Annotated in this window: 22 protein-coding genes; 9 read left to right on the top strand and 13 right to left on the bottom strand. The window is 66.5% G+C overall.

All coding sequences use genetic code 11. The features are described 5' to 3' along the window. Positions 1–46: 46 nt before the first annotated feature. Complete coding sequence (locus C8D03_RS14055; protein ID WP_108046969.1) at positions 47–1,030, bottom strand: Bug family tripartite tricarboxylate transporter substrate binding protein; 984 nt, start codon at positions 1,028–1,030, stop codon at positions 47–49. A gap of 170 nt (positions 1,031–1,200) precedes the next feature. Beyond that, positions 1,201–1,923, bottom strand: a complete 723-nt coding sequence (locus tag C8D03_RS14050) for a GntR family transcriptional regulator (RefSeq protein ID WP_108046967.1) — start codon at positions 1,921–1,923, stop codon at positions 1,201–1,203. A gap of 153 nt (positions 1,924–2,076) precedes the next feature. Between C8D03_RS14050 and C8D03_RS14045 the strand changes: the two genes are divergently transcribed. After that, positions 2,077–3,276: a pyridoxal-phosphate-dependent aminotransferase family protein gene (locus tag C8D03_RS14045; RefSeq protein ID WP_108046965.1), complete on the top strand. Its 1,200-nt coding sequence runs from the start codon at positions 2,077–2,079 to the stop codon at positions 3,274–3,276. A 37-nt stretch (positions 3,277–3,313) separates the two neighbouring features. Here the strand turns inward: C8D03_RS14045 and C8D03_RS14040 are convergent, their stop codons facing one another. The 5 genes from C8D03_RS14040 to C8D03_RS14020 are packed head-to-tail and all read right to left on the bottom strand — an operon-like array spanning position 3,314 to position 9,152. Further along, entirely contained in the window at positions 3,314–4,813 is a 1,500-nt protein-coding gene (locus tag C8D03_RS14040) for a M81 family metallopeptidase (RefSeq protein WP_108046964.1), read from the bottom strand. A 39-nt stretch (positions 4,814–4,852) separates the two neighbouring features. Further along, positions 4,853–5,698: an ABC transporter permease gene (locus C8D03_RS14035; RefSeq protein WP_108046962.1), complete on the bottom strand. Its 846-nt coding sequence runs from the start codon at positions 5,696–5,698 to the stop codon at positions 4,853–4,855. Continuing rightward, positions 5,695–6,627, bottom strand: coding sequence for an ABC transporter permease (locus C8D03_RS14030; protein WP_108046960.1), 933 nt, complete (start codon positions 6,625–6,627; stop codon positions 5,695–5,697). The genes C8D03_RS14035 and C8D03_RS14030 overlap by 4 nt, the downstream gene beginning before the upstream one ends. Before the next feature lie 33 nt (positions 6,628–6,660). Continuing rightward, positions 6,661–8,217, bottom strand: coding sequence for an ABC transporter substrate-binding protein (locus tag C8D03_RS14025; protein ID WP_108046958.1), 1,557 nt, complete (start codon positions 8,215–8,217; stop codon positions 6,661–6,663). A gap of 56 nt (positions 8,218–8,273) precedes the next feature. Next, positions 8,274–9,152: a MurR/RpiR family transcriptional regulator gene (locus tag C8D03_RS14020; protein WP_108046957.1), complete on the bottom strand. Its 879-nt coding sequence runs from the start codon at positions 9,150–9,152 to the stop codon at positions 8,274–8,276. A gap of 139 nt (positions 9,153–9,291) precedes the next feature. On the opposite strand from C8D03_RS14020, the gene C8D03_RS14015 reads away from it, so the two are divergent. After that, on the top strand, positions 9,292–10,548 hold the full coding sequence (locus C8D03_RS14015; protein ID WP_108046955.1) for an NAD(P)/FAD-dependent oxidoreductase: 1,257 nt from the start codon (positions 9,292–9,294) through the stop codon (positions 10,546–10,548). 16 nt (positions 10,549–10,564) lie between these two features. Here the strand turns inward: C8D03_RS14015 and C8D03_RS14010 are convergent, their stop codons facing one another. Together C8D03_RS14010 and C8D03_RS26965 are read right to left on the bottom strand one after the other, a co-directional pair. Further along, entirely contained in the window at positions 10,565–11,446 is an 882-nt protein-coding gene (locus C8D03_RS14010; protein ID WP_108046953.1) for a beta-keto acid cleavage family enzyme, read from the bottom strand. After that, entirely contained in the window at positions 11,443–11,565 is a 123-nt protein-coding gene (locus C8D03_RS26965; protein WP_282568595.1) for a hypothetical protein, read from the bottom strand. Before C8D03_RS26965 ends, C8D03_RS14010 begins: the two co-directional genes overlap by 4 nt. 192 nt (positions 11,566–11,757) lie before the next feature. On the opposite strand from C8D03_RS26965, the gene C8D03_RS14005 reads away from it, so the two are divergent. Together C8D03_RS14005 and C8D03_RS14000 are read left to right on the top strand one after the other, a co-directional pair. Beyond that, the gene (locus tag C8D03_RS14005; RefSeq protein WP_108046951.1) at positions 11,758–12,207 is read left to right on the top strand and encodes a MaoC/PaaZ C-terminal domain-containing protein; all 450 of its coding nucleotides are present in this window, start codon (positions 11,758–11,760) and stop codon (positions 12,205–12,207) included. Next, positions 12,207–13,835: an acyl-CoA synthetase gene (locus tag C8D03_RS14000; protein ID WP_108046949.1), complete on the top strand. Its 1,629-nt coding sequence runs from the start codon at positions 12,207–12,209 to the stop codon at positions 13,833–13,835. Before C8D03_RS14005 ends, C8D03_RS14000 begins: the two co-directional genes overlap by 1 nt. Before the next feature lie 120 nt (positions 13,836–13,955). On the opposite strand, the gene C8D03_RS13995 is transcribed toward C8D03_RS14000, so the two are convergent. The 3 genes from C8D03_RS13995 to C8D03_RS13985 all read right to left on the bottom strand — a co-directional run bounded on the left by C8D03_RS13995 (position 13,956) and on the right by C8D03_RS13985 (position 17,547). Further along, positions 13,956–14,810, bottom strand: a complete 855-nt coding sequence (locus C8D03_RS13995; RefSeq protein WP_108051641.1) for a PCC domain-containing protein — start codon at positions 14,808–14,810, stop codon at positions 13,956–13,958. A gap of 64 nt (positions 14,811–14,874) precedes the next feature. Beyond that, entirely contained in the window at positions 14,875–16,503 is a 1,629-nt protein-coding gene (locus C8D03_RS13990) for an acyl-CoA synthetase (protein ID WP_108046947.1), read from the bottom strand. Between the two features lie 210 nt (positions 16,504–16,713). After that, positions 16,714–17,547, bottom strand: a complete 834-nt coding sequence (locus C8D03_RS13985; RefSeq protein ID WP_108046945.1) for an IclR family transcriptional regulator — start codon at positions 17,545–17,547, stop codon at positions 16,714–16,716. A 337-nt stretch (positions 17,548–17,884) separates the two neighbouring features. Between C8D03_RS13985 and C8D03_RS13980 the strand changes: the two genes are divergently transcribed. From C8D03_RS13980 to C8D03_RS13970, 3 genes are all read left to right on the top strand, one after another. Beyond that, complete coding sequence (locus C8D03_RS13980) at positions 17,885–19,753, top strand: TRAP transporter large permease (protein WP_108046943.1); 1,869 nt, start codon at positions 17,885–17,887, stop codon at positions 19,751–19,753. A gap of 107 nt (positions 19,754–19,860) precedes the next feature. Beyond that, the gene (locus C8D03_RS13975) at positions 19,861–20,880 is read left to right on the top strand and encodes a TRAP transporter substrate-binding protein (protein WP_108046941.1); all 1,020 of its coding nucleotides are present in this window, start codon (positions 19,861–19,863) and stop codon (positions 20,878–20,880) included. 94 nt (positions 20,881–20,974) lie between these two features. Then, entirely contained in the window at positions 20,975–21,778 is an 804-nt protein-coding gene (locus C8D03_RS13970) for an SDR family NAD(P)-dependent oxidoreductase (RefSeq protein WP_108046939.1), read from the top strand. Positions 21,779–21,957: 179 nt separating this feature from the next. Here C8D03_RS13970 and C8D03_RS13965 read toward each other — a convergent pair whose 3' ends face one another. Further along, a complete protein-coding gene (locus tag C8D03_RS13965) occupies positions 21,958–22,704 on the bottom strand; it encodes an aspartate/glutamate racemase family protein (RefSeq protein WP_108051639.1) in 747 nt (248 codons plus the stop codon). Between the two features lie 214 nt (positions 22,705–22,918). On the opposite strand from C8D03_RS13965, the gene C8D03_RS13960 reads away from it, so the two are divergent. Next, positions 22,919–23,779, top strand: coding sequence for a MurR/RpiR family transcriptional regulator (locus C8D03_RS13960; RefSeq protein ID WP_465246471.1), 861 nt, complete (start codon positions 22,919–22,921; stop codon positions 23,777–23,779). Positions 23,780–23,933: 154 nt separating this feature from the next. Continuing rightward, on the top strand, positions 23,934–25,868 hold the full coding sequence (locus tag C8D03_RS13955) for a bifunctional 5-dehydro-2-deoxygluconokinase/5-dehydro-2-deoxyphosphogluconate aldolase (RefSeq protein ID WP_108046935.1): 1,935 nt from the start codon (positions 23,934–23,936) through the stop codon (positions 25,866–25,868). The last annotated feature ends 133 nt before the right edge of the window (positions 25,869–26,001 follow it).

Genomic DNA, 26,001 nt, shown 5'->3' with positions numbered 1-26,001 from the left:
TGGCCGGGAATTTCACCTGACCAAGAACCTCACTTGGCCAGACTTCTCACTTGGCCATGAAGCCGGCGTCGCTCATCAGCTTGGCATGCTTGGCTTCGTCGTCCTTGAGGAAGGAGAGGAAGGCTTCGCCGTCGCGATAGTCGGGCACCAGCGCGCCGCGCGCGAGGTAGTCCTTCCATTCCGGCGTCTCGGAGACCTTCTTGAACAGGTCGACATAGAAGGCCTGCTGCTCCTTGGTGACCTTGCCGGGCATGAACATGCCGCGCAGCATCTGATAGGTCACGTTGAGTCCCTGCGACGGGCAGGTCGGGATATCGGCCCAGGATTTCCCGTCGGCGACCTTCTCGGAATAGGTCATCGGCTTCTCGGAAAAGACGCAGAGCGGCCGGGTCGCGCCGCCACGCCAATTCGCGACGTCTTCGGCCGGGTTGTTGGTCGAGGCCTCGATATGGCCGCCCGAAAGCTGGGTCGAGGCCTGGCCGCCGCTGGTGTGCGGGATATAGGAGAACTTGGTGTCGCCCGCCTTCTCCATGGCGAAGACGATCAGATTGTCCTCGCGCTTGGACGAGGTGCCACCGATCTTCATCGGCGGCGAGGCCGTCTTCGCGGCCGCCATCAGGTCGCCGGCATTCTGGTAGGGCGCCTTGGCGTTGACCCACAGGACGAAGCTATCCTGCGCCATCATCGCGATCGGCGTGTAATCAGTCCAGTTCAGCGGCAGCTTCGTCGCCATCGGCGTCATGTAGAGGCCGCTGGAGGTGGTGATCAGCTTGTGGGCGTCGCCGGCCGATTTCTGGATTTCGAGCATGCCTTCGGCGCCGCCGGCGGCGGGCTTGTTGACGACGATGATCGGCTGCGAGGTCAGTTTGTGCTTCTGGATGGCGCCCTGGATCGTCCGCGCCATCTGGTCGGATGCGCCGCCGGCCGAGAACGGCACAATGATCTCGATCGCCTTGGTCGGCTCCCAGGCGAAGACCGGCGTCGCACCGGCCAACAGGAATGCGGATACGGCAAGCCAATGCTTCGTCATGCTGGTCACCTCCCTTGGATCGCGCTCTTACGGCGTCGTGGGGGTGAGCCTAGAAGCAAATAATTCTGCATTCAATCTGAAAATAGCATCGAGCCGAAATGACGACCGATCGACGACAACATCGCGATCGGCAACAGCTCGAAGAATCCAATCGAGAGATCGACCCGCCGCTAGCGCGCCCCGCCCGCCTGGGCAGCTTTGCGCTTGTTGCGCAGGTGAATGAACAGGATATCGCTGAGTTCGCTGCCGGCGCGACGGCGCAACGCGTCGAGGATCGCCTCATGCTCGCGCATCGCCTCGCCCCAGCGGTCACGGTCGGTGGCGAGATTGGCCGAATAGCGCACCCGCCGGATCCGCCCCGCGAAGCTCGCATAGGTCGCCTGCAGCGCGGCATTGCCGGCGGCCTCGACGATCATGCGATGGATGTCCTGATTGCACTGGAAATAGCCGTGCATATCGCGGCGCAGATAGAAGCGGTACATCTCGTGATGAACCCGCTCGATCTCGGCGACATCCTCGTCGCTGATGCGCTCGCAGGCGAGACGCCCCGCCAGCGCCTCAAGCCCGCCCATCACGTCGAACAATTCGCGCAAATCGTCGGCACTGAGGACGCGCACTCGCGCGCCGCGATTGGGCAGGAGCTCGATCAACCCCTCGGCGGCCAGCACCTTGAGCGCCTCCCGCAACGGCGTGCGCGAAATACCGAAGCGGTCGCAGAGCAGCCGTTCCGGGATGCGCGCGCCATCATCGAGATTGCCCTCGACGATGTAGTCGCGCAGCGCCGCCAGCAGCTCGCCATGCAAGGAGACCGAAGCGCGCGAAAATTCGCCCGGCGCAGAAGCAGTCGCTCCCGCGTCGTCGTCGCTCCGCCTGTCCATAACCGTGGTCGTCATGAATCATCGCTAGTTCAGCAAGATAGCCCTGTCGAGCGCCATCGCCGCAATTATGCGCGCGATCATAAGATTGCCAAAGCCAAAAATGAATGCAATTTTGCACCGAACAACGGCGCGACACGAACGGCGCCGGACGGCCGAGGGAGGACCACCATGACTGCGCAGCAGGGCCGGCATTTCCTGCATATCCCGGGCCCGAGCCCGATTCCCGATCGGATCCTGCGCGCCATCGCGATGCCGATCATCGACCACCGCAGCGCCGAATTCGCGACGCTCGGCAAGCATGTGCTCGAAGGCTGCAAGACCGTCTTCAAGACGAAGCAGCCAGTGGTGATCTACCCGGCCTCCGGGACCGGCGCCTGGGAAGCCGCCATCGTCAACACGCTCTCGCCCGGCGATACCGTGCTGATGGCGGAGACCGGCCATTTCGCGACCTTGTGGAAGCAGATCGCCACCCGCTTCGGCATCGAAGTCGAGTTCATCCCGGGCGACTGGCGCCGTGGTGCCGATCCGGCCGCGATCGAGGCCAGACTGTCCGAGGACAAGGCCCGCAGGATCAAGGCTGTGATGGTCGTCCACAACGAGACCTCGACCGGCTCGACCAGCCGGATCGGCGCAATCCGCAAGGCGATGGACGCCGCCGGCCATCCGGCCCTGTTCATGGTCGACACCATCTCCTCCCTCGCCTCGATCGATTACCGCCATGACGAATGGCAGGTAGACGTCACGGTCTCCGGCTCGCAGAAGGGGCTGATGCTGCCGCCGGGCCTGAGCTTCAACGCGATATCCGAAAAGGCGATGGCCGCCTCCAGAACCAACAGCCTGCCGCGCTCCTATTGGGACTGGCAGGAGATGGTGAAGATCAACGCCAATGGCTTCTTCCCCTACACGCCCGCAACGAACCTGCTCTACGGGCTGAAGGAAGCGCTTGCGATGTTGCAGGAAGAGGGCCTTGATGCCGTCTTCGCCCGGCACCAGCGCCTGGCCGCCGCCTGCCGCACCGCCGTCGAGGCCTGGGGGCTGGAGGTGCTCTGCCAGAACCCGGCCGAGCATTCGCCGGTGCTGACCGCGGTGCTGATGCCGCCGAGCCACGATGCCGACCGCTACCGCAAGATCACGCTGGAGAAATACAACATCTCGCTGGGCTCGGGCCTCGGCAAGGTCGCCGGCAAGGTCTTCCGCATCGGCCATCTCGGCGAATGCAACGAGCTTGCACTGCTGGGGGCGCTGTCGGGCGTCGAGATGGGGCTGGCGGCAGCCGGCGTCCCCCACCGCAGCGGCGGCGTCCAGGCCGCCATGGCGATGCTCGAAGGCAGGGCCGAGGCGAATGCGCCGAAGGCGGCGGTGGCTTGAAGGAGGCGATGGCCGAGCCGGTCCATCGCACGGCCCGTCAGGAAGTTAGCGTCATCTCGCGATCGAGCGGAAAGATCGGCCGGCGCACCCGCCGATAGGGCAGCTTCGTCAGATCGGGCGTGCAGAGCGCGCCGCTGTCGCAGACGATGACCTTGCCGGCGATGGGCTCGAAGGCGGCGCGAAAGTGCTGCATTGATTTCAGGCCGACCACGCGCTTCGCGGCCGGATCGATGCCGAAGGCGCGGAACTGCTGAAGATCGATCATCTGCGCACGCGCCGTCGTGACGAGGATGTCGATGTCGCCGACGCGCAGCACGCCACAGGGCCCCCAGCTTCCCTGCAGGCCGCCGAGCATCGGGCCGTCGCCGACATAAGCGCCGTCGCTGAGGCTGACAAGCGTGCCGGTCAGCGCGAGCGGCGCGCCGCCGACCTGCGGATCGACCTTGCCGCCGAGCCTGACCGACACGCTCTGCCCCGGCTGCGCCCGGTGGAGTTCGGCTGCGGCCTCGGGGTCTGCGATCGGTCCGAAGCAGGCATCCCGCAGATCAGCTGCGACCATCGCCCCCAGCAATCCGGTGGCGTCGCCATAGCCCCCTCCGCCGGGATTGTCGGCATAGTCGGCGATGATCAGCGGGCCGGTCGTCGCGACGAAGCCTTTCGCCTCGTCCACCGCCGCCTCCACCGAGAGGAAATCGGTCACGGTCTCGAAACGGCGTTGCCACATGTCGTCGACGAGGGCGTCCGCAAAGGCGCGATGCCGCGCGAGATCGCCCTGGCAGGTCACCAGCACGGTCGGCCCGACCTCCTCGATATCGGCATTGCCGAAGGCCCCGTTGACGCTGACGGCAAAGACATCCGGCTCCTGCTCATAGGCCTTCGCCTTGGCGATACGCTCGACCATGGGGCCGATATCCGTGCGCCCGCCATTGACCTCTTCCAGCATCGGCCGCTCGGCGCGCACCGTCACCGGCCTGATCTCGCCCCCCATCGCGCGCTGCAGGACGCTCGCGGCAAGTACGCCGGATTCGCGCACGTCGACATGGGGATAGGTCTTGTAGGCGACGACGATGTTCGCCAATTCCGCCATCCGCCGGGTGACGTTGGCATGGGGGTCGAGCGTGATGCCGATGGGGACATCCTTGCCGAGGATCGCGCGCAGCCGCTCCAGCAGCTCGCCCTCGCCATCCTGCGAGAATTCCGTGACCATCGCCCCGTGCAGGCCGAGCAGGACGCCGTCGATCCCGCCCCGATGCGCCTTGGCGGCGTCGAGGATGACGCCGACGATGCGCTCATAGGCGTCGCGCGTCACCGGGCCGGAAGGCTGGGCCGCGGCGCTGATCGTGTGGACGACGTGCCAGCCATGCGCGCGCGCCACGTCGAGGAAACCGGCCAGCGGCGTATTCGCTTCGCCGCGCTGCGAGATCGCCTCCTCCCCCAAGGTGACGCCGCGCGCCTCAAAGGCGGCATAGTCGGCCGGGCAACGGCTGAAGGTGTTGCTCTCATGCGAGAACTCGGCGGTCAGGACGGTGAAGCTCATGGTCGGCCTCGGGCGTTTTGGGGGAGAGAGCGGCTGCGTTCAGCCGTCGCGCAGGGGGCGGCGGATATCGAGCGCGTCGATCAGCGCATCGCCGAACAGGTTGATCGCGACCACGGTCGTGGCGATGACGAGCCCCGGAAAGATGATGATCCAGGGCGCGATGAAGATCTGCGCGGTGCCCGAACTCATCATCGCGCCCCAGCTCGGCACTGGCGGCTGGGCGCCGAGGCCGAAGAAGCCCAGCGTCGCCTCCAACACGATCGCATCGCCCGTCGCCAGCATCCCGGCGACGATGACCGGCGTCATCGCATTGGGCAGGAGATGCCAGAACAGGATGCGCGCGGGGCTCGCCCCCGCGGTCACGGCCGCGTCGATGAAGATCTCCCCCTTCAGCGCCATCACCTGCGCCCGCGTCAGCCGCGTGAACTGGGCGAGATAGGCGATGCCGATGGCGATGGCAGTCGAGTGCAGGCCGGGGCCCAGGATCGCGATCAGGATCAGCGCCAGCAGGATCTCGGGAAAGGACCAGGTCAGGTCGACGACCACGGTGACGACGCGGTCGAAGATACCACCGAAATAGCCGGAAGCCGCCCCGAGCGTCGCGCCGAACAGAACCGAGAGCGTGATCGAGAGCACGCTGACGCTCAGCGACGTGCGCGCGCCCTGGATGATGCGCGACAGCAGATCGCGCCCGAACTCGTCCGTGCCAAGCCAATGCGTGGTCGAAGGCGGCGAATTCGCCAGCGACAGCTGCTGCGCGGCATAGTCGTAAGGCGCGATCCAGGGTGCAAACAGCGCGCAGATCACGAGCCCGAACAGGAAGGCCGCGCACAGCGCACCGCGCGGCGAACGCGCCAGTCGTCTCGGCAGCGAAACCCGGCTCATCGTACGTTCATCGCTTCGCGCAGGCGCGGATCGAGCGCAGCCTGGGCCAGATCGCCGAGCAGCGTGCCCAGCATCACCGCGATCGCGAGCATCAGCAGGCAGCCCTGGACCAGCGGATAATCGCGCTGCGCCAGAGCGGTGATCAGGAGCGAGCCCAGTCCCGGCCGCGCGAAGACATACTCGACCGTGACGGCGCCGCCCAGAATCCAGCCGATGCGCAGCCCGAGGATCGTCATCACAGGCATCAGCGCCTGCTGCAGCACATGCGGCAACTGGATCCGCCAGAAGGACAGGCCCTTGGCCTGGAGGACCCGCACGAAGTCCCGGCCCGCGATCTCGATCATCGCCGCCCGTGTCACGCGTGCGATCAGCGCAGTGCCGCCGATGCCGATGGTCAGCACGGGCAGGACAAGCGCATCCCAGCTCCGCGCGCCCGACACCGGGAACCACTCGAACTGCACGGCAAAGATCAGGATCATCAGCAGGGCGAGCCAGAAGCTCGGCAGCGTCGAGCCGAGCAGGATCAGCCCCATCGCCGCCCGGTCGAACAGGCTGTCGCGGAAGGAGGCGGCGAGCACGCCGACGAGGATGCCGATCACGGTCGAGAAGATCAGGGCCGAGCCGCCGAGCGCCAGGCTATGCGGCAGGTTTTCCGCGATCAGCCGCGCCACCGGCTGCCGCATCACGATGGCATCGCCGAGATCGCCCTGCAGCACCTTGCCGAGCCAGCGCCCGTATTGGGCGATGAGCGGTTGGTCCAGCCCGTAGCGGGCGATCATCTGTGCCTGCTGCTCGGGCGAGGAGCCGACCTGGACGATATGCTCCAGCGGATCTCCGGGCACGAGATGGATGATCAGGAAGATCACCAGCGATACGGCCAGGAAGACCGGCACGAGCAGAAGCAGGCGCTGTGTCGCAAAGCGCAGCAAGAGCCGCCTCCCTTCGTGTCGGTCGCGGGCGCGTCAGTTGGCCGGGGCGATGTCGAGCATCGACGGCCCATACAGCCCGACGCCGCGGATCGTCTCCGGCATCACGATCTTCCGGCCATACGCGAAGCTCTGGACGGGCTGGTAGATCGGCGCGAAGGCGTACTGCGAGAGCACGTATTCGTGGTACTTCTTGAAGTTCGCGACGCGCTCGTCCCAGCTCTTCGACTTGTTCATGGCGATGTCGTTCAGGCGCTCGGCCTCGGGATCGTTGAGCATCGAGACATTGGGGTAGCCGAGGCGCTTGGCGCTGAAGAACCATTCGATGATGTCGGCATTGGTCCAGAGATAGGAGCGCACCGCGAGCTGATGCTCGGTCTTCTTGCGATACTGCGCATTGATCGAGCCCGCATCGATGATGCTGATGTCGGCCTGCATCCCGACCGCCTTAAGCTGGGCCTGGATGACCTCGGCCAGCCGCTTGAATTCGGTGCCGTTCTGCGCCCAGAGCTTCACCGCCAGTCGCTTGCCGTCCTTGACGCGGATGCCGTCCGGCCCGGGCTTCCAGCCATCCGCCTCGAACAGCGCCTTCGAGCGTTCGGCGTCGAAGGCGATCTTGAACTTCGGATCGACCTGCGCCTCCTTCAAAGACGAGATCAGGAAGGTATCGGCCACCGCGCCGAGCCCGCCATAGAGGCTCGCCATGATCTCCTTCTGGTTGATCGCGAAAGCCGTGGCCTCGCGCACCTTCGCGTCGGTGAAGGGCTCGACGCTGGTATTGATCGGCAGGTAGACCACTTCCGTACCCGGAATGGTGACGACCTTGATCGCCTTGTCGGCCTGCATCCGCGGCAGGAAATCCGTCGGCACGTTGACGATGAGATCGGCGCCGCCCGTCTTCAGTTCGAGATAGGCGGTCGATTCCTCGGGGATCTCGCGGAACGTCAGCTTCTTGAACTTGGCCGGCCCCTGGTTCTTCGACAGGCCAGACGCCCCAGCATAGTCGTCATTGCGGACGAGCACGGTCTGCTGGCCGACCGTGAACTGCTGCAGCTTGTAGGGCCCGGTCCCGATCGCTTCCGTGACGCCGAACTTGTCGCCGAGCGCCTCGAAGGATTTCGGCTCCGGGATCGCCATGAAGGAGCTGGCGAGGTTGAAGAGCAGGTTCGGGTCGGGATTCTTCATGTGGAAGCGCACGGTCAGATCGTCGACGACCTCGACGCGCTCGATCGCCGCGACGGTGAAGGCGTTCTCCGTGCCTTTGAACTGCGGCACCCACCACTCGATCGTCTTCGCGTTGAAGGGCTCGCCATTGTGGAATTTCACGCCGGGCTTCAGCTTGAAGGTCCAGGTCATGCCATCGGGCGACGATTCCCACGAGGTGGCGAGCTGGCCATGGAAGCTCTGGTCGGCATCCTGGACGACGAGGCGGTCATAGATCAGTGTCGTCGCCGTATTGAGCTTCGTCGCCTTGATCGGGTTGTAGGTTGGCGCTCCGACGAGCCGCGCCGTCATCACGAAGGTCGCCTCCTGGGCAACCGCGCCGCTCGCGGCAAGGGCACCGAAGGCGCAGGCCAGGAAAACGCCTCTCATTGTCGGTTTCATCTGCTTGAACCCCCTCTTTCTTGTTTGGATATCTGCGTGCTTATTCAGTCGAGCGGCCCGGAGCTGTCGCCGACATGCCCGGTGAAGCGGCCATAAAGCTCGGCCATGCGGTTCATCCGCAGCTCGACCTCGGGTCCGAGTTCGACGAAGACCGCATTGACCAGCAGGCTGCTGAGGCTCGCCATCTGGGCGGTCGAATCCCAGAACAGATTGAACTCGGTCGAGACGACCAGCATCTCGTCGACGAGCCCGCGCCCCCAGTCGCAGAAGGAATCCGTCACCAGCGTCGTATGGATTCCAGCCGCCTTCGCCTCCCGCGCCAGCACCAGCGCCATGCGCGAATAGCGCCGCGCCTCAAAGATCACGAGGCTCGGCGAAGAGCCGCCCGAGAGCAGGAGCTCCGAGAAGTTCCCGGCCGCGAGATCGATCAGATGCACGCCGTCGCGCAGATATTGCAGCTGGTTGGCGAGGTATTGCGCGAGCCCGCGTTCGGTCTGGAAACCGCCGACATAAACGCCCGAAGCCGTCGCGAGCCGCCGGGCGACGCGCTTCCATTCCTCGCTCTGGGCGAGTTCATAGACGGCGACGAGCGCCGCGATCTCGAGCTGCAGGCTGCGCGCAAGCTGATCGTCGCCGGCAAGACTGCGCTGCTGGAAATCGCGCAGGCGGTCGCTGATCAGCCAGGGCCTGTCGCCGATGTCCTGACCGAGGTTCTGCTTGAGGTCCTTGAAGCTCTTGTAGCCGATCGTCCGGCAGAAGCGCCCGACGGTGGGCTCGCTGACCGGGATCTTCTCGGCCAGGCTCGCGGCGGTCTCGAAGGGCAGGCTCGCTATCTGCGCCAGCATGTAGCTCGCCAGCGCCTTGTCGGCTTTCGAGCCGATAGCGAGGCAGGCCTGCAATCTCTGGCGAAGGGTCTGCGGCATCGTCGCTCCCGGAGAACGCTCTGATCAAGAAAGTTTTCTTTCACCGAGTCAAATGATTTTTATTTTCTTGCAGAATGCCGAAATTTGAGGCTCCTGCTTGGAACGCGCCGCTTCCGCGCGTGCAGACCGCCGGGACGTGATGACGACGAGACCACAGACCGCCGACGTGATCGTCCTCGGCGCAGGCATCATCGGCGTGAGCATCGCGCTGCATCTCCAGGAGCGCGGCAAGAGCGTGCTGCTGGTCGACCGGGGCGAGCCCGGAGCCGAGACGAGCCATGGCAATGCCGGGCTGATCGAGCGATCCTCCGTCATACCCTATGCCTTTCCGCGCGATCTCAAGACGCTGCTCGCCTACGCCAGCAACCGCGCGACAGCCGTGCGCTACCGCCCGGCGACCTTGCTGCGGATGGCGCCATGGCTCGCGCGTTACTGGTGGCATTCGGGCGCCGGACGGCTCGATGCCGCCGCGCAGGCCATGCTCCCCTTGATCGAAGCCTGCGTGACCGAGCATGCCCGTTTCACCGAGGCAGCCGGAACCGCTCCGTTCATGCGCGGGGACGGCTGGATCGACCTCTACAGATCATCCGCGGCGCTGCGGGATGCAACCGCCGCAGCCGCAGCGCTGGAGAGCCATGGCCTGGCCTATGAGGTGCTCGACCGCGACGCCCTGAGGGAACGCGAACCGGATCTCCACGGCGACGCCGCCGCGGGCGGCGTGCATTGGCGTGATCCGGTGACGGTCAGCGACCCCGGAGCCGTCACGCGCGCCTATGCCGCGCTGTTCGTCGCGCGCGGTGGCCGGCTGGCGAAGGGTGACGCGCTGGCGCTGCAACAGGACGGGGTCAGCTGGCGGCTACCGGCCGGGGGGCAGACGCATCAGGCGCCCGAGGTGGTGATGGCGCTCGGGCCCTGGTCGGGGGATCTCTACACGCGGCTCGGCTATCGCTTTCCGCTCGCCTACAAGCGCGGCTACCACATGCATTACGAGCCGGCGTCGGGCGCGCTGCCCCGGCATCCGCTTTGCGAGGCCCATGCGGGTTTCATGCTGACGGCGATGACGGGCGGCATCCGCCTGACCACGGGCATCGAGCTGGCCGAGCGGGATGCGCCCTCCGATACGCGACAGCTCGATGCCGCAGAGCGGGTCGCCCGGCAACTGATGCCGCTGGGGCGCCGGCTCGAACCGGAGCCCTGGCGTGGTGCGCGGCCTTGCCTGCCGGACATGCTGCCCGTCATCGGCAGGGCCCAGCACCATGAGGGGCTCTGGTTTGCCTTTGGCCATGCCCATCATGGCTTTACCCTCGGGCCTGTCACCGGGCGGCTCGTCGCCGATCTGCTTACGACCGGGACGAGTTTCATCACCGGCGAGCCCTTCCGTCCCGGCCGTTTCTGACGCCGGCGGACCGCTCTCAGCCGACAGCCTTCAGCCTGGCCCTGACCTCGTCTACGCTCGCGACCCGTCCACCCGCGGCCTCGACGAGCCGCGCCGTCTCACTCACCAGCGTCGCATTCGTCTGCGTACAGCCGAAGCGCGCGTCCTCGAGCCCGGCACGAACATGGACGCCGCGCGCGACGGCAGCCGGGATCAGCCCTGTCAGGTCGACGCCCAGCCCCGCGATCATCACCGGCGCATCCGGCGCGTCCTCGGCCAGCAGCGCGAGATGCGCATCCAGCGCCCAGTCGCGCGGCGGAAAGCCCCAGGCGAAGGCGTCCGAGAACATCAGCCGGTAGATCGGCGTCGGCATGCCGGGATAGGCCTTGGCCAGCGCGGCACCGAGCCGCGTGAAACCGGGCTCGTAGATCGCATAGCTCGGATGCACCTTGTGGCGCTGCGCCACCTCCATGCCCTCGCGGATATGCTCGCCCGGGTTCTGGTAGATGAAGCCCGGCTCGCCATCCGGGATGCCTGCGAAGGTCGTCCAGTTGCAGGAGCCGGGATCGAGCACGCCCCATTCGACGAGGCCGCGCTTCGCCAGTTCCTCGAGATGGGTGTAGCGGCCGGAGCCGATCATATCCCCGGCATAGCCCGAGCCGAGGATCGGAATGGTCGGGTAGACGATCGCGTCGACCTGCGCGCGGATGCCTTCGATCGCCCGCGCATAGAGCTCCCAGTCGTCGCGCTGCCGCCCGGTCTCGACGTCATAGACATGCAGATGCACGATCGCCGCACCGGCCTCCACGGCAGCGACCCCGTCCGCGACGATATCGGCAATCGCGATCGGAATGCCGGGTTGGCGCTCCTTGCCCCACGGCCCGTTGATCGCCGCCTCGATCCAGATCGGGGTTGTCATGCCGGAATGTCCTTCGGCCAGTTGTCGCGTATCCAGCGTGTCAGCCCGAGCGGACTGCCGGTCTTGTCGGTCTGCAGGACGGTGGCGCCGTCAGCTCCCACCTTGCCGATCTCGTTCATCACGCTCTCCCAGGCGCTGTTCTACCAAGTGTAAGACGGAAGCGGCGCAATCTGTCAGCCCATTCGCGTCGTCCCGCCGCGGCATCCATGCAAGCCCGGCGTGAGCAAAAAAGGCAGCCCCGCGATATTGTCAGCGGCCGCCGAACGCGCGCCTAATCGTCAAAACGAAAACGCGAGGGACGGGACGCATCGATGGGCCTTTATTTCGAGGATTTCACGCCCGAGCTGCGCATCGTCACGCGTGGCCGCACCGTCGGCGAGGGCGACATTACCCTGTTCTCCGGCCTTTCGGGCGATTTCAACCCGCTTCATGTCGATGCCGAATACTGCGCCGACACCCCGTTCGGCGAGCGCATCGCCCATGGCCCGCTGACGCTGGCGATGGCGATTGGCCTGATGTCGCAGCAGAACCTGATTGACGCCACGACCATGGGCCTGCTCGACCTGCACTGGTCCTTCGCGGCCCCGGTGAAAATCGGCGACACCGTCCATGCCGTTGTCACGGCAGTCGACCGGAAGCCATCGCGAAAGCCCGACCGCGGCGTGGTGACGCTCCAGCTCGACGTCTTCAACCAGCGCGGGGAGCAGGTTCAGACCGGGCATCTCAAGCTGCTGATGAAGCGCCGGCCGGAGCAGGGCTGATGCTGGAGCGCCGTGCAACCTATGCCGAGACCGCCGCGCACTTCGCCTGGCGAATTCCCGGCCGCTTCAACATCGGTGTCGCCGCCTGCGACCGTCATGCCGACGGCAGCGGCAGACCGGCGCTGATCTACGAGGATCCGGACACGGGCATCGCCACGATCAGCTTCGACGAGCTCAAACGCAGCTCCAGCCGCATCGCCAACATGCTGCGCGGTCACGGTGTCGCGCCGGGCGAGCGCGTCGGCATCCTGCTGCCGCAGCGGCCAGAAACGGCGATGGCCCATATGGCGATCTACAAGATGGGCGCCATCGCCCTGCCGCTGTTCACGCAGTTCGGGCCGGACGCGCTCGAACATCGCCTCCAGCACAGCGGCGCCAGTGCCCTGATCACCGACGCGGAGAACATCGCCAAGATCGAGACGATCCGTGACGCCCTGCCCGATCTGCGGCACATCTTCGTCATCGGTGGCGAAGGCCATCTCGACCTCCATGCCGAGATGGCGAAAGCCTCCAGGGATTTCGCGCCCGTCGACACCGGCGCCAACGATCCCGCCTTGATCATCTACACCTCCGGCACCACCGGAAAACCCAAGGGCGCGCTCCACGCCCACCGCGTCTTGCTCGGCCATCTGCCGGGCGTGCAACTGCCGCAGGAGTTCTTTCCTCAGCGGGGCGACCTGTTCTGGACCCCGGCCGACTGGGCCTGGGCCGGTGGGCTGCTCGACGTGCTGTTGCCGAGCCTTTATTTCGGCGTCCCGGTTCTCGCCTCGCGCGCCCGAAAATTCGATCCGGAAGCCGCCTTCGACCTGATGGCACGGCACAAGGTGCGAAACGCCTTCCTGCCGCCGACAGCACTCAAGCTGATGCGGCAGGTCGAGCGGCCGCGCGAGCGCTTCGACTATGCCATGCGCTCCATCGGCACCGGTGGCGAGACGCTCGGCGCCGATATGCTGGCCTGGAGCCGGCAAACTTTTGGTTTCGAGGTCAATGAATTCTACGGCCAGACCGAGGCGAACCTGATCGTCTCGAATTGCGCGAGCCTGTTTCCGGTCGTGCCGGGTTCGATGGGCCGCGCCGTGCCCGGCCACCGCGTCGCGGTGATCTCGGCCGAAGGCGAGGAACGGCCGGCCGGCGAACAGGGCCTGATCGCGGTCGCAAGGCCCGATCCGGTGATGATGCTGGAATACTGGCGCCAGCCCGAGGCGACGGCAGCCAAATTCGTCGGCGACTGGCTCGTCACCGGCGACACCGGCGCTTGCGACGCCGACGGCTATTTCTGGTTCCAGGGCCGCGACGACGACATCATTTCCTCGGGCTCCTACCGCATCGGCCCCGGCGACATCGAGGACTGCATCATCCGCCATCCCGCCGTGTTGATGGTCGCGGTCGTCGGCAGTCCCGACCCGGTGCGCACGGAGGTGGTCAAGGCTTTCGTCATGCCGAAACCGGGCAACGCGCCGTCGGACGCGCTCGCCGCCGAAATCCAGGCCTTCGTCCGCCAGCGCCTCGCCGCCTACCAGTATCCCCGCGAGATCGAGTTCGTCACCGAGCTGCCCATGACGGCGACCGGCAAGATCAGGCGCAAGGACCTGCGCGATCGGGAAGTCGAGCGGAAACAGGCCCGTTGAAGGACGGGATCGTCAGGCTCGGGCTTGCCTCGAGCATCTCCAGCCCAAGAAGGCTCTCGCGCACGATGCGGCCTGAGTTTCTCGGGCCTCCTCTTCGCCACACGCGAGAATGACGCCAGCCTAACCCGCCTCCAGCACCAGCTCGAAGGTCATCAGCACCGGATTGTCGCCGCGCCGGAGCCGGCCCTGCGCCATCCCGTCGGTATAGTCCACCAGTGCCACATCGATCTCGGATGTCGCCTGCCCTGCCTCGACGATGATATGACCGGCCTCGATCGCGACCTCCGTCGCGAAATTCTCGACGAAGCGGCCATCCTCGAAGCGCGCGCCGATCGTGCTGCCGACGCCGCCATGGATCGTGGCGCGGCTGACGCCGCGCTCACGGCAGAACTGTTCCAGCGCCCCGGCGAGGTCGATGTTCGGCCGCACCCGCAGCGCGAAGAACCGACCCTCCCGCGTCGCGCCCAGCAGATCGGCCTGGACCGGCCCGAACAGCTTGAAATGTGTCTCGGGGTCGTGCTCGGCCACGAAGCCCGCGCCGTCGAGCCCGACCGCCGGCAGCGTGATCGCCTCGGCCACCATCGTCTCGTCCGGCAGGATATGGCCGCCGCTACGCTGGCCCGAGGCCTCGCTCCAGAGCGCATGGCAATGGAAGAACGGCGCCCCATCGCGCAGGCCGAAGGTCATCGCCCCGGTCTCAACGCGCGCAATGCCCGCGGGACGGAAGATCTCGCTGTAGAAAGCCGCATGCTCCGGCGTCTGCGACAAGGCCGGCATCACATAGGCGAAGGGTGCGAGCGCCAGACCGCCGACCCGCACCACACCGCTGGTGAAGCCGGCCGCTGCAAAGCCGCGCCGGACCGATTCCAGCAGGGTCAGCCCCGGCTGCAGCGTCATCTCGAAACGCCGGCCGTGGCACTCCACCCACTGGATGCGCAGTGGCGCGGCCGGTCCAGGCTGTTCGATCCGCCTCACGACGTGACGCTCCCTATTGATCGCGGCCATGATCGGACAGAAGGCCGCATACCATTTTTCCCGATCATGGCCGGAGCCAGTCGAGTTCGCCCCGCGCCTCAAGCTCGTCCCGGACGAGCCGCTTGGGCACCTTGCCATAGCCGGATTTCGGCAGCGCCTCCCAGAAGAAGAAGCGCTTGGGCATCTTGTAGCGGGCGATCTTCTCCGAGAGGAAGCCGGTGATCTCGGCCTCGCTCGCCGTCTTCCCGTTCCGGCAGACGCAGACCGCGACGCCGATCTCGCCCCAGACCGGATCGGGCAGGCCGAGCACCGCGACCTCCGCGATCGCCGGATGGGTCAGGATCTTCTCCTCGATCTCGCGCGGATAGATGTTCGAGCCGCCGGAGATGTACATGTCCGAGGCGCGGCCGGTGATGTAGACAAAGCCCTGCTCATCCATATGGCCGAGATCGCCGGTGCGGAACCAGCCCTTCCGGAACGACTTCGCATTGGCTTCCGGGTTGTCGTAATAACCGGCGAACACGGCCGGGCCGATGACGCAGATCTCACCCTGCACGCCTGTCTCGACCTCGTCTCCCTGATCGTCCTGGATCTGCACCTGCGTGGCGGTGCGCGCGAAGCCGCAGCTTCCCACGCGCGCATTCGGTCCGTCATCGGGATCGTGCAGCGCGGGCGGCAGCACGGTGATGTTGCCGGTCACCTCGCCCAGCCCAAAATACTGCACGAGCACCGACCCGAGTTTGGCGAGCGCACGCTTCTGGTCCTCGCGATACATCGGCGCGCCGGCATAGATGACGTAGCGCAGGCTGGAATGGTCGTGGGCATCGACCGCGGGATGCTCGACCAGCATCTTCAGGATCGTCGGCACCGTGAACAGGCTGGTGACGCGATGCCGCGCGATCAGCCGCCACGCCTCGTCGATGTCGAAGCGCTCCGTCGGCAGCAGGATCGTCGCCGCTCCGCGCGCCGCCAGCATCAGCTGGTGCACGCCGGCGCCATGCGAGAGCGGCGCCACCACCAGCGAGGAATCGGCCTCGTTCGTGCCCGGCACGAGATCGCAAAGATGGTTCGTCACGACGAATCCCATCTGGCCATGGGTCAGCACGGCAGCCTTCGAACGCCCGGTCGTGCCGGAGGTGAAGAAGAACCAGCAGGGGTCGTCATATTCGACCGCGACGTCGGTGACGCGCTCGCCCATGTGGCGCCCGATCACGGCACCGACCTCGTCTTCCCCAAAGCTGCCGGGCCCGATCCGCCAGGCGAACTCCGGGGCGGGACCTGACGCTGCGACCGCAGCCGCATGATCGGGAAAATCGCCGTGGCAGAGGAAGGCCCTCGCTCCCGAAGAGGTCGAGAGATAGGCGACCTCGTCCGGCAGCAGCCTGAAATTCGTCGGCACCCAGACGGCGCCGAGCCGGAAGGTCGCGAACATCGAGACGAACATCGCGTCGCAGTTCTTGGAATGGACCAGGATGCGATCGCCCTTGCCGATGCCGCGCGCCCGCAAACCGGCCGCGAGCGCCGAAACCTGCGCGTCGAGCTGTGCCCAGCTCAATGTCAGTTCCCCCCAGATGAAGGCGGGATGGCCGGCGAGCCGGCGCGCGTTCTGCGCGACGATATGGCCGAGATTCATCACCCGGCGCGTCATCGGGACGACGCCGCCGGAGGGAGGGGAAGAGGTCGGTGCAGTCATGTCAGGCGCTCCTATGGCGAGCGGGTGATTGGATTATTTTCTTGGACCGCAGACCATCCGCGCCGTCGTCCCAGGCGACCGGAGGGAGACCCGGGACCCATTCCTGAGCCGTTCCGGCATGGGTCCTGGATCTGCGCTTCGCTCCGCCCGGGACGACTCGCGCCTTGAAGATCGGGCCAGCAGAATTTCGAACCGGAACGCCGCCCCCCATCACGCACGCCTCGCCTCAGGCTGCACGGCCGCTGGCCGGCCGACGCGGCTCGTCGTCTTGCGCCCGGAGACGAACATCTCACCGAGCAGGCGCTCCATCCGGGCGACCTCCAGCGCGAGGTGGCCGGCCAACTCTTCCTGCCGTGCCGGCTGCATGCGGCTGTCGATCGCCGCGAGGCTGAGTGCTCCGGCGACACGCCCGTCGGGATACAGGAAGGCCGCGCCGATACCCCAGGAACTGGCGACGAGCCTGCCCGGATTGACGGCGAAGCCACGCTCCCGTGCCAAAGCGAGATCGCCCCTGACGAGCTCCGGCGGGAAGCCCGGATAGTGCGACAGCAGCACCGGCGCATTGGCCGCGACGATGCGGTCCACATCATCGTCAGGCAGCGCCGCCAGCATGGCAAGCGACCCCGCTCCGACCCCGAGCGGATGCTGCGAACCGGCCTGCAGCGCATGGGTCCGCACCGGATAGGTGCCTTCCTCGCGATGCAGGCAGACGGCGTAGTTCTCGCGCTGGATCGTCAGGAAGCTCGTATCCATGGTGACGTCGGAGAGTCGGCGCAGGCTGTCCATCGCGAGTTCGAGCAGCCCGTGCCGACGCGCCGCCAGGACTCCGAGCACGAAAGCTTCCTCGCCAAGGCAGTAATGCCGCGATAGCGGCTCCTGCTCGACGAGACCGGCGCGGATCAGCGCCAGCAGCAGCCGGCGCGCCGTCGGCTTGTTGAGGCCGCTGCCCGTGACGATCTCGGCAAGCGACAGCCCGCCGGCCGGCTCGCGGCCGATCAGCGCGAGCAGCCGCAGAGCGCGGTCGACGCTCTGCGAACCGGACATCCCGGCACGCACCTCGTTGAACTGTCCCACCTTGGCTTCCTCAAGCCCGATCCACGATATGGACCTTGTTCTTGTTGTAGGAGCCTAGATCGCCCCATTCCGGATTGCAATGCAGTCTCTCTCGTGTAATCTCCGCGCCAACATGATGTGATTTCGGTCACAGTATGGACCGCGTCGACGGCTGCCTGACAAGCCAACAAGATCGACGCGCATGGGAGGACGAACCGATGTCGATGCAGGCAACCCGCAAGGGCGCCGGCTCCTTGCCCGCGACCGCGCCGCTGGCCCACGCCATGGGCGCCATGCCCTGCACCGCCGCTCGCGGCTGAGCCGAACCATGGTCGACATCGCCGACAGCATCGCCCTTCCCGCAGCCGTTTCGGAACTCGAGGATGTCCGTCCGGGCTCCCCGATCATGCGCCCGGTCGAGGTCGTCGCGGCCGCGCTCGTTGCCCTGATCATCGGCGTGCTGCTGCTCGGCGTGACCTCGCGTTACGTCTTCTCGCTGCCCGTGATCTGGGTCGACGAGGTCGCTTCGATCTCCTTCCTCTGGCTTGCCATGCTGGGCTCGGCCATCGCCATCGACCGCAACGAGCATCTGCGGCTGACGCTCTTCGTCGGCATGATGCCGGAACGCCTGCGCGGCTTCGCCAACACCTTCGCGCTTCTGGTGGTCGCGGCCTTCCTGCTGGCGATGGTCTATCCGGCGATCGACTACGCGATCGAGGAAAGCTTCGTCACCTCCGCCGCCCTCAACATCCCCAATAGCTGGCGCGTCTCGGCCATCGCCACCGGCATCATCCTGATGACGCTGCTGGCGCTCCGCCATGCGGTCCGGACCTCGACGCTGCGCGATCTCGTCCTCGCCACGGCGTTGGTCGTCATCATCGGGATCGCCTTCTGGCTGCTGACGCCGAACTTCAAGGGGCTGGGCTACGGCAACATCCTGATCTTCCTGCTCGGCGTCGTCGCGCTCTGCCTCATTGCCGGCGTGCCGATCGCCTTCTGCTTCGGCATGGGCACGCTCTGCTTCCTCGCCTTCTCCACCAGCGTCCCGATGATCGTGATGGTCGGCCGCATGGACGAGGGCATGTCGAGCATCATCCTGCTCTCGGTGCCGATCTTCGTGCTGCTTGGCTGCGTCCTTGACGCCACTGGCATGGGCAAGGCGATCGTCGATTTCCTCGCCTCGATGCTCGGCCATGTCCGCGCCGGCATGTCCTATGTGCTGCTCGGCTCGCTCTTCCTGGTCTCGGGCATTTCGGGCTCGAAGGTCTCCGACATGGCAACCGTGGCGCCGGCCCTCTTCCCGGAGATGAAACGGCGCGGCTACCAGCCCAAGGAACTGATCGCGCTGCTCGCCACAGGTGCCGCGATGGCCGACACCGTGCCACCCTCGATCGTGCTGATCGTGCTCGGCTCGGTCGCCGGCGTCTCGATCGCGGGCCTGTTCAACTCCGGCTTCGCCATCGCCATGGTGCTGCTGCTGGCACTGGCCGTGCTCGCCCGCTGGAAGGCGCGGGGCGAGGATCTGAAGGGCGTGCGCCGCGTTTCGCTCGCCGTCATCGGCCGCACCGCCCTGATCGCGGGGCCGGCGCTGGTCCTGCCCTTCATCATCCGCGGCGCGGTCGGCGGCGGCGTCGCCACCGCGACCGAGGTCTCGACCATCGCGGTGCTCTACGCGCTGGTCATCGGCATGATCCTCTATGGCGGCATCAGTCCGAAGAAGTTCTACGCCATGTTCGTCGAGACCGCCGCCTTGTCCGGCGCGATCCTGATGATCCTCGGCACCGCGCTGGCCATGGCCTGGGCCCTGACCCAGACCGGCTTTGCCCGCGACCTCGCCCATTTCATGGTCGGCCTGCCCGGCGGCTGGCTCACCTTCATGGCGGTGACGATCGTCGTCTTCATGATCCTCGGCTGCGTGCTCGAGGGCTTGCCGGCGATCGTGCTGATGGCGCCGCTGATGTTCCCGATCGCCAAGAATCTCGGCATCAACGACGTGCATTATTCGATGGTGGTGGTCACGGCGATGAATATAGGCCTGATGACGCCGCCCATCGGCATCGGCTTCTACATCGCCTGCAAGATCGGCAACGTCTCGCCGGACGAAGCGATGGGCGCGATCTGGCCCTACCTGATCGCGCTGCTGGCCGGCCTCGTCATCATCGCGGTCGTGCCGAGCATCTCGACCTGGGTGCTGTGAGGGAGAAACACGACACCGGCAGCAAGCCAGCATCGACCGCAAGACCAGCTTCCCGGCAATGACCGGGCAGATTCACGAACGACAACATATTTCCGGGAGAAACGACCATGACGATTTCACGCCGCACCCTGCTGCAGGGCACAGCCGCCGCCTCCGCGATCGGCTCCTTCCATATCGGCTCCGCCTCCGCGCAGACTCCCGAATTCAGCTATAAATACGCCAACAATCTACCCCTCGCGCACCCGATGAACATCCGCGCCAACGAGGCGGTCGAGAAGATCAAGGCCGAGACCAAGGGCCGCGTCGCGATCCAGATTTTCCCGAACAACCAGCTCGGCTCCGACACCGACATGCTGAGCCAGGTCCGCTCCGGCGGCGTCGAGTTCTTCACGCTCTCGCCGCTGATCCTCTCGACGCTGGTGCCCAACGCCTCGGTCTCGGGCATCGGCTTCGCCTTCCCCAACTATGACGCCGTCTGGAAGGCGATGGATGGCGAGCTCGGCGCCTATGTCCGCGGCCAGATCGGCAAGGCCAATCTCGTCGTCATGGACAAGATCTGGGACAACGGCTTCCGCCAGATGACGAGCTCGAAGGGCCCGATCAACACCCCTGACAACCTCAAGGGCTTCAAGATCCGCGTGCCGGTTTCGCCGCTCTGGACATCGATGTTCACCGCCTTCCAGTCGGCACCGGCGAGCATCAACTTCGCCGAGGTCTACACCGCGCTGCAGACCGGCATCGTCGATGGGCAGGAGAACCCGCTCGCGATCATCTCCACCGCCAAGCTCTTCGAGGTTCAGAAGTATCTCTCGCTGACAAACCACATGTGGGACGGCTTCTGGTTCCTCGGCAACAAGCGTGCCTGGGAGCGCCTGCCGGAAGATCTGCGCGCCATCGTCGCCAAGAACCTCAACGCCGCCGCCGAGCTGGAGCGCGCCGACGTCGCCAAGCTCAATGCCGGGCTGCAGGGCGACCTCGCTTCCAAGGGCATGGTCATCAACGAGGCCAAGGCGGACCCCTTCCGCGACGCCCTGCGCAAGGCCGGCTTCTACGCCGAGTGGAAGAAGAAGTATGGCGACGAAGCCTGGGCCATCCTCGAAAAGGCCGTCGGCGGTTCGCTGAGCTGAGGTCCTTCGCAACACCCGCGCCGTCATCCCGGAGCGACCTGCGGTCGCCCGGGATGACGGCGCGGTTCCACCGCGATACGAAAGAAGCGTCACCATGGCCGACCGGCTCAAGGGCAAGATCGCCATCGTCTTCGGCGCCGGCTCCTCGGGGCCGGGCTGGGGCAACGGCAAGGCGGCGGCCGTCGCCTTTTCCCGCGAGGGCGCCCGCATCGCCTGCATCGACATCAGCCAGGCCGCCGCGGACGAGACCGCGGCGATCATCAATGGCGAGGGTGGCATCGCGATTGCGCTCACCGCCGACGTCACGCAGCAGGCCTCGATCGATGCCGCCGTCGCCGCCACGATGACGCGCTTCGGCCGCATCAACATCCTGCACAACAATGTCGGCGTGACCCATATGGGCGGGCCGGTCGAACTCTCCGAGGAGCAGTTCAAGGCGGCGCTCGATCTCAATCTCGGCCCCGTCTATCGCTGTTCCAAGGCCGTGATCCCGCACATGCTGGCGGGTGGCGGCGGCGCGATCGTCAACATCTCCTCGATCGCCGCGATCCGCTGGGTCGGCTACCCCTATTTCGCCTATTACGCGACCAAGGCGGCAGTGAACCAGGCGACGGTCGCGCTCGCCATGCAATATGCGCGGCAGGGCATCCGGGCCAATTGCATCATGCCTGGGCTGATCGACACGCCGATGATCTACAAGCAGATTTCGGGACAATACGCCTCTGCCGAGGAGATGGTCGCGGCCCGCGACGCGCTCGTACCGATGGGCAAGATGGGCACCGCATGGGACATCGCCAACGCGGCAGTCTTCCTCGCCTCGGACGAGGCGAAATTCATCACCGGCGTCTGCCTGCCGGTCGATGGCGGCCAAACCTGCTCGGTCGGGACGATGGGTTGAGGTTCGCCAACCTCCCACCCTTTGGATCCTCCCCTCAGCCCTAATCCTAAGGACCCGCGAAGCGGCGTCTCGAAGGATGATCCAAGAGGCTCCGAGAAGACTGGAACATCCTTCGAGACGCGATCTGACGATCGCTCCTCAGGATGAGGGCTGAGAACCCGCCGGACTTTGCCCGACGCTCACCCTCGCCGCGCAATCCAGTCGGCGAGCGGGCCCGGCAGTCCCGTGCTCTCCTTGCCCGCCGGCCGCTGGAAACTGCCCTGCCGCGCCTTGAACGGGCGCAGCAGCGCCAGCGTCTCAGCCTGCTTCACCGCCGCCTGCGCCTGATCGATCACTGGCACCGGTATGCGCTCGCGTACTTTCGCCGCCAGCCCCGCCAGCGGCGCGCCGGCGAGGATCACGACATCGGCCTGCGTACTCGCGACCGCATCGTTGGCGAGCGCGACCAGCAGGTCCTCCTTCTCCTCCTGCACCGCGGAAATCGAGCGGAAGGCCCCGTCCAGCATGCGGATGCCGGCGCAGCGAGCGGTCATGCCGTGCATCTCGACGCATTCCTGATACCAGGGGCCGAGCGCGGTTGCGAAGGTGACGATGGCGAAGCGTCGACCGAGCATGCAGGCGGTCAGCATCGCGGCCTCGGCCATGCCGACGACCGGCTCCTCGAACAGTTCGCGCGCCGCAAACAGGCCGGGATCGCCGAAGGCCGCGATCACCGCCGCGTCATAGCTCCCCGCCCGCTCGGCCAGCATTTCGAGCGCGATCGCTCCGCCGATCTGCGCTTCGGCCCGCGTCGAGATATAGGGCACGCCGCGGGGCGCCGTTGCCGGCACGATTTCGGTCCCGGGCGCCACCACCTGCGCGGCGGCGTCGACCAGGCGCGTGGTCAGGCTCTCGCTGGTATTGGGGTTGAGCAGCAGTATCTTCATGATCGTGGTTCCATGGCGATGCGAGCGGTGCGCGACGAGCATGCGGCGTGCCACAACCGGCCCGGCCATGCCAGCCCGGCCGAGCCATGGCCCTCATCCTGCGCCTAGGCCGGGATGACGCCATAATTCCATCGCTGGAACACTTGATCCATTTCGCCCGTGCTGCCAGAACGGGCATGCGCGTTCCAGCCGCCGGGAGACGTTTTTGATGGAGATGGGGACGGTCGACGCGCTGCCACGCGATTTCGACGGTTTGCGGACGCTGATCCTCGGCCGCCGCCAGTCACTGCCGAAGCGGATCGCCCAGGTCGCCGCCTATGCGCTCGACAATCCCGACGAGATTGCCTTCGGCACCGCCGCCAGCATCGCGGTCGCGGCCGGCGTCCAGCCTTCGACGCTGGTGCGCTTTGCCCAGCATCTCGGCTTCGACGGCTTCACCAGCCTGCAGGCCGTCTTCCGCGAGCGCCTGCGCGAGCGCAATTCGAGCTATGAGGAACGCCTGAGCGCGCTGCGCGCCGACGTCGGCGGCAACGGTGCCAATCACCGCATTCTCGAGGGCTTCCTGACCGCGTCGGGCACCTCGCTGGACCTGATGGCCCGCTCGCTCGACGAAGCCGCCCTCGACCGCGCCATCGCGGCGCTGGCCGGCGCCGAGACGATCTACATTCTCGCGCGGCGCCGCTCCTATCCGGTCGCCAGCTACATGGCCTATGCCCTCGGCAAGCTCGGCGTCCGCAACCAGCTCGTCGAATCGGCTGCGGGTCTCACCCCCGAGATTCTGTCCTTTGCCACCAGGCGCGACATCGCGCTGGCGGTCAGCTTCTCGCCCTATGCCTCGGAGACGATCGACGAGGCGCGCGTGCTCTCCGAGCGCAATGTCCCGGTCATTGCCATTACCGACAGCGCGTTTTCGCCGCTGGTCCAGTTCGCGACGATCTGGTTCGAGGTCGCGGAGGCCGATTTCGGCGGGTTCCGCACTCTTTCGGCAACGATGGCCCTGTCGATGGCCCTGAGCGTCGGCATCGGCGACGCAAGGCGCGACCGCAAACCCGGCAAGGACCGCCCCAGGGGCTAGCCTGCCCGCCCGGGACGGGATAAAGCATTCAGGAACATACGTTCCGAATTGACTGATCCATAGAATTATCATTGCATAGTCGAAGCACCACCGGAGCCTTGGGCAACCGGTGGGCCATGGGTATGGCAAGGGCACGGAAACCCGGGAGAAACACATGGCGGGACCGCAAAGCGGACCAGCGCAGGCGCTCGACGTCATCACCATCGGCCGCGCCTCGGTCGATCTCTACGGCCAGCAGATCGGCTCGCGGCTCGAGGACGTCACCAGCTTCGCCAAATCGGTCGGCGGCTGCCCGGCCAATATCGCGATCGGCACCGCCCGCCTCGGCCTGCGCTCGGCCCTGCTGACCCGCGTCGGCAACGAGCAGTTCGGCCGCTTCCTGCGCGAGCAGCTCGGCCGCGAGGGCGTCAACCTCGACGGGCTGAAGACCGACCCGACAAGGCTGACGGCGCTCGCCATCCTCTCGGTCGAGAGCGACACATCCTTCCCGCTGCTGTTCTACCGCGAGAACTGCGCCGACATGGCGCTGGAGGAAGACGACGTCGACGAAGGCTTCCTCGCCACCGCGCGCGCGGTCGTCGTCACCGGCACGCATTTCGCCAAGCCCAACACCGAGGCCGCCCAGCGCAAGGCGATGCGCCTGATGCGCGCGCAGGGCGGCAAGGTCGTGCTCGACATCGACTACCGCCCCAATCTCTGGGGACTGGCCGGCCATGCCGAGGGCGACAATCGCTACATCGCCTCGGACGCCGTCTCGGCCCGGATGAAGACCGTCCTGCCGGGCTGCGATTTGATCGTCGGCACCGAGGAAGAGGTCCTGATCGCCTCGGGCGAAAGCGAGCTTCTATCCGCGCTGAAGACCATCCGCGCGCTGTCTTCAGCCACCCTCGTCCTCAAGCGCGGCCCGATGGGCTGCGTCGTCTATGACGGCGACATCCCCGACGATCTCGAAGCCGGCATCATCGGCAAGGGCTTCCCGATCGAGGTCTACAACGTGCTCGGCGCGGGCGACGCCTTCATGTCCGGTTTCCTGCGCGGCTGGCTCGGCGGCGAGAGCCTCCAGACCGCCGCGACCTGGGCCAACGCCTGCGGCGCCTTTGCGGTTTCGCGTCTGCTCTGCTCGTCCGAGAGCCCGACCTTCGCGGAGCTGCAATACTTCCTGAAGAACGGCAGTCCGCACCGGGCGCTGCGCAAGGACGAGGCGATCAGCCACATCCACTGGGCGACGACGCGCCGCCGCGAGATCCCCTCGCTGATGGCGCTGGCCTGCGACCATCGCTCGCAGCTGGAGGACGTCGCCCGCAAGGTCGGGGCCGATCCCGCCCGCATCCGCGATTTCAAGGTCCTCGCCGTCAAGGCCGCCGCCCGCGTCGCCAATGACCGGCCGGGCTACGGCATGCTGCTCGACGAGACGCATGGCCGCGAGGCGATGTTCGAATTCGCCCGCCACTCCTTCTCCTGGCTCGGCCGTCCGGTCGAACTGCCGGGTTCGCGGCCGTTCCGTTTCGAGACCAGTCAGGACATCGGCTCGCTCCTGCCGGAATGGCCGGTCGACCACTGCATCAAGGCGCTGTGCTTCTACCACCCTGACGACGAGCCGGGCCTGAAGCAGGCCCAGCAGGAGAAGCTGCGCGGCCTGTTCGAGGCGGCCCGCAAGGTCGGCCGCGAATTGCTGATCGAGATCATCGCCGGCAGGAACGGCCCGCTCGCTGACGACACGATCGCCCGTGCGATGCAGGAACTCTACGCGCTCGGCATCAAGCCGGACTGGTGGAAACTCGAACCGCAGGCCTCGCCCGCCGCCTGGAGCGCGATCGAGAGCACCATCGCGAAGCACGATCCGTGGTGCCGCGGCGTGCTGCTGCTCGGCCTCGACGCTCCGCAGGCGGAACTGGAGGCCGGCTTCGCCGCGACCGTCTCTGCCCCCATCGTCAAAGGCTTCGCTGTCGGCCGCACCATCTTCATGTCGGCGGCGGAGGGCTGGCTTTCGGGCAAGCTGGACGACGAGGCGGCCATCGCCGACATGGCGAGGCGCTTCGGCGCCCTGACCGACCTCTGGCTTGCCACGCGCGGCCGCAAGGCGGCATAGCTTTCATGCGAGTCCTATACCCGCGCGGGTCATCCCGGACGCAGCGCAGCGGAGATCCGGGATCCATTCCGGAGCATTTGCAGGTGAGGTTCCGGAATGGATCCCGGGTCTCCCGTCGGTCGCCCGGGATGAC

Source organism: Bosea sp. 124, from assembly GCF_003046175.1.
In the GTDB taxonomy this organism is placed as follows: domain Bacteria; phylum Pseudomonadota; class Alphaproteobacteria; order Rhizobiales; family Beijerinckiaceae; genus Allobosea.
Note: the sequence above shows the minus strand (reverse complement) of the source record. Positions and strands in the feature narration are given on the sequence as shown.